Source organism: Frankia sp. CoBUL1 (assembly GCF_978021245.1).
Genome location: NZ_CDXDOS010000142.1, coordinates 1 through 3,088, shown reverse-complemented (window position 1 = coordinate 3,088; position 3,088 = coordinate 1). Strand labels below are relative to the sequence as shown.

The 3,088-nt window shown below is 68.8% G+C and carries 4 protein-coding genes, 1 tRNA gene and 1 pseudogene; 1 reads left to right on the top strand and 5 read right to left on the bottom strand.

The genetic code is table 11. The features are described from left to right. Positions 1-487, top strand: a 487-nt coding sequence (locus tag AC08OX_RS11535) for a hypothetical protein (RefSeq protein WP_476607815.1), incomplete at its 5' end; no start/stop codon positions are given. 139 nt (positions 488-626) lie between these two features. On the opposite strand, the gene AC08OX_RS11530 is transcribed toward AC08OX_RS11535, so the two are convergent. From AC08OX_RS11530 to AC08OX_RS11510, 5 genes and pseudogenes are all read right to left on the bottom strand, one after another. Continuing rightward, entirely contained in the window at positions 627-812 is a 186-nt protein-coding gene (locus AC08OX_RS11530; RefSeq protein ID WP_476607814.1) for a hypothetical protein, read from the bottom strand. Positions 813-931: 119 nt separating this feature from the next. After that, positions 932-1,156, bottom strand: a complete 225-nt coding sequence (locus AC08OX_RS11525; RefSeq protein ID WP_476607813.1) for a tyrosine-type recombinase/integrase — start codon at positions 1,154-1,156, stop codon at positions 932-934. A 146-nt stretch (positions 1,157-1,302) separates the two neighbouring features. Next, positions 1,303-1,533: pseudogene (locus AC08OX_RS11520) on the bottom strand (tyrosine-type recombinase/integrase); the annotation flags it as partial. Positions 1,534-1,948: 415 nt separating this feature from the next. Further along, a tRNA-Val gene (locus AC08OX_RS11515) sits at positions 1,949-2,020 on the bottom strand. Between the two features lie 101 nt (positions 2,021-2,121). Then, a complete protein-coding gene (locus AC08OX_RS11510; RefSeq protein ID WP_476607812.1) occupies positions 2,122-2,580 on the bottom strand; it encodes a peroxiredoxin in 459 nt (152 codons plus the stop codon). Positions 2,581-3,088 lie beyond the last annotated feature (508 nt).

Below are 3,088 nucleotides of genomic sequence, written 5' to 3'. Positions count from 1 at the left end.
GGGGCTCGACGGTTCCAGAAGACTGATGGGCAAGAAGCGATCGGCGAAGATCCCGTCGGTCGAGATCCCGTCTCGATCACATGTGGCACCTCGCCGCGCTTTGACAGTGCCAGGCGCCGACACGAGCCACGAGAGGATCTGCTGGCGGTTCAACCTCGCCGACCGCGAAGGCCCCTGGGCGCTCACGGCCAAGGTATGGCCGGAGGTCATAGGCCACCTGACCAACTTCGAATCGATGACGGCGGATGAGATCTTCGCTGGCATCGGAACGAAGGGGAAGCGATACGAGCTGCCCCACGGCTTCCCGGCCAAGGAGGCCAACCGCCGCTGGGCGGCACTGGGCCTCGACGACCAAGATTTCGTGTGGCGGCTCGGCGACGGCGGCCCGATCCGCATCTATGGCCTGCGCGTCGCGAACGTCTTCCATGTCCTCATGGTGGGACCCGAACCACGAGATCTGGCCCAGCCGCTCGCGATGGACCGGTAGCCGCTGGACCCGGGACTGACACAGTGACAACGTCCGCCAGACGGACGCCGTGAGGATGACCGGACCCAGATTCCGATCACCGACCGGCCGGGCCGTGCGCAGCAGGCCACGAGGCCTGGCGGAACGTGCCGAACAGGCTTTACGCGGCCGGGTCCTCCGCCTCGCCGCGGCCGCCAGCCCGAAGCCGCACTTCGAGATGCATCCGGACGGCGCTGTACCGACGGTCCCCCTCCGGGGACGACACCCTGATCACATCCATGACCTCGGCGAGCACGGTCGCCGCGCGGACACACTGTTCCTCGCTGCCTTCGAGCCGGATCTTCACGCCGCCCATCCTCCGTGCGTGGTGTGCCGGCCCGGCCTCCCGGGGTCGCTGGCCCGTCCCGAACGGGAAACACCCGGGGCCGAATCGCCGCAGAGCCGTCCAGATCGGCGCCGGGCCGGCTACAGCCGGTCTCCCAACCTGAGGCGCCGGTGCGCCTCCCGGGCACGCTCGTCCGCGACCGAGGCCCCGTAGCGGCGGAGCATCGCCGGACTCTGCCATCCCATGTTCCTCATCAGATCCGTTTCGGCTCCCCCGGCCGCGAGCCACGTATGCGCAGCGGTATGCCGGAACTGGTGCGGGTGCAGCCCCTTGATGCCGGCTGCCTCGCCGCGGCGCCACAGCATCTGCCGGATGCCGTCGGCGCTGAACGGCCCGCGGCCCTTCTCCCCCACCCACAGGGCATCCTCTTCGCCGCCCATCGGTCCCGGGAGCGCACCCGCACGTACCGCTCGAGCGCGATCCCCGTCTTGCTCCCGAACGGGACGGCACGGGCCCGGCGGCCCTTCGCCACGATGTGGATCACGTCCTGGGTGAAGTCGACGTCTTCGACGGTGAGGTTCGCGATCTCGGCGCGACGCGCACCGGTGTCCATGAACAGGCGGATGATCGCCTCGTCGCGGCGGGACACCAGGTCCCGGCCGGCACAGCCGGCGAGCAAAGTCCGGATCTGATCGTCGGTGAGAACGGGCACCGGCTGTTCGGGGACGACGGGCGGGCGCATCCGGTCGAGCGACGACCGGTCGAGATCCTCTTCCTCGGCGAGCCACTGGCCGAACTGCTGCAACGCCCGGAAGACGAGGGACACGGTTGCCGGGGCGTGGGTGGCCGCGTAGCCCGCCAGGAAGGCTTCGACGTGGGAGCGTTCCAACTCGGCCGGGCCGGCCGGACCGTCGTTCGCGGCGAGGTGGCGGCCAAGCACGCCGCGCTCACCCGTCTCGACGATCATCTGATCGGCGGCTGAGATGCCCCACTCCCCCCGACGGCGGCCCGGCAGGCGGCTACACCGGTTGCTACAAACGGCCGGATTTCCCGGCCCCAGAGGCGCCCCGTCGGGGGGTCGGGGGGTCGTCTCCCGACTAGCATCGCGGCTGCTGGCGCAGTTGATCGCAGATCAACAAGCATGCGGAACCAGCCCGTGGGCGCGGCAGGGATCGAACCTGCGACCACTCGCTTGTAAGGCGAGCGCTCTCCCGCTGAGCTACGCGCCCGGGAGATGACGAGGTCGACTAAGACTACGCAGCGGCGAGCCCCGGCGGGAGCCGGCCCTCCACGACTCCCCAGACGCAGGCCGACTCCCGCAAGGACGATCTTAGAGGATGGCGAGCGCCTTGAGGTACTCGGCCTGGTCCCGCGCGTCGGGGATGTTGTTGACGACCTTCCAGCGGACAACACCCTCCTTGTCGATGACGAAGGTGCCCCGCAGGGAGATGCCCCGCTCCGCGTTGAAGACGCCGTACGCGCTCGCGACGGCGCCGTGCGGCCAGAAGTCGGCGAGCAGCGGGAACTCGTAGCCCTGCTGGTCGGCCCAGACCTTGTGGGCGAACGGCGAGTCGACCGACACGGCCAGCACCTGGACGTCGTCGTTCTGGAACGAAGCGAGATCGTCCCGCACGGAGCACAGCTCGCCCTGGCAGACGCCGGTGAAGGTCAACGGGTAGAACAACAGGACCACGTTGCGCTTACCCTGGAACGCGGACAGCGTGACAACCTCGTTGTTCTGGTCCTTCAGCGAGAAGTCCGGGGCGACGGAGCCAACCTCGACGGCCATGGGCTCTTCCTCTCCACAACGGTGGGGAACTGATCAGGGACCGGTGACCACAACGGGTGATCACTACGGCGGCGGGCCCCGCGCCAGATCCGGCGAAGGTACTCACCGATCGGCATGGATGTCCCGATCCAGCATGCCATTGCCGGCTACCTCGAAGCTGGCCACCCATCCGCGGCGTGCCCTACACGACCTTCCGGATCTCCGCCGTATCGCCTGGAACCGCACCCGACCTGGACGTTCACGCGCGTGCTCGGCAATCAGATCACGGTGATCAGATCGGGACGAAGGGTGTCCTTCCCGGTCCGGTGACCCCGATGCGGCGGGTGTGCGGGTTTTCGAGGCCAGAGTGCCCTAGTCTGGCCGATCGACGCGGGAGCCGCACCCGCCGGACATGCGTGGGGGCATGGTGCCGTGCCCCGCGGCCGCCACTGGTATGGACACCGATGAGGACAGGGCCACGTTGACCGATCAGAGTTCCACCCCGCACGGATACCCCGCCCGGGAACCC

What these genes read in the sequence shown, in the direction of transcription:
- AC08OX_RS11525 (WP_476607813.1), bottom strand. Translation starts at nt 1,156, where the DNA reads ATGCTGTGGCGCCGCGGCGAGGCAGCCGGCATCAAGGGGCTGCACCCG.
- AC08OX_RS11510 (WP_476607812.1), bottom strand. Translation starts at nt 2,580, where the DNA reads ATGGCCGTCGAGGTTGGCTCCGTCGCCCCGGACTTCTCGCTGAAGGAC.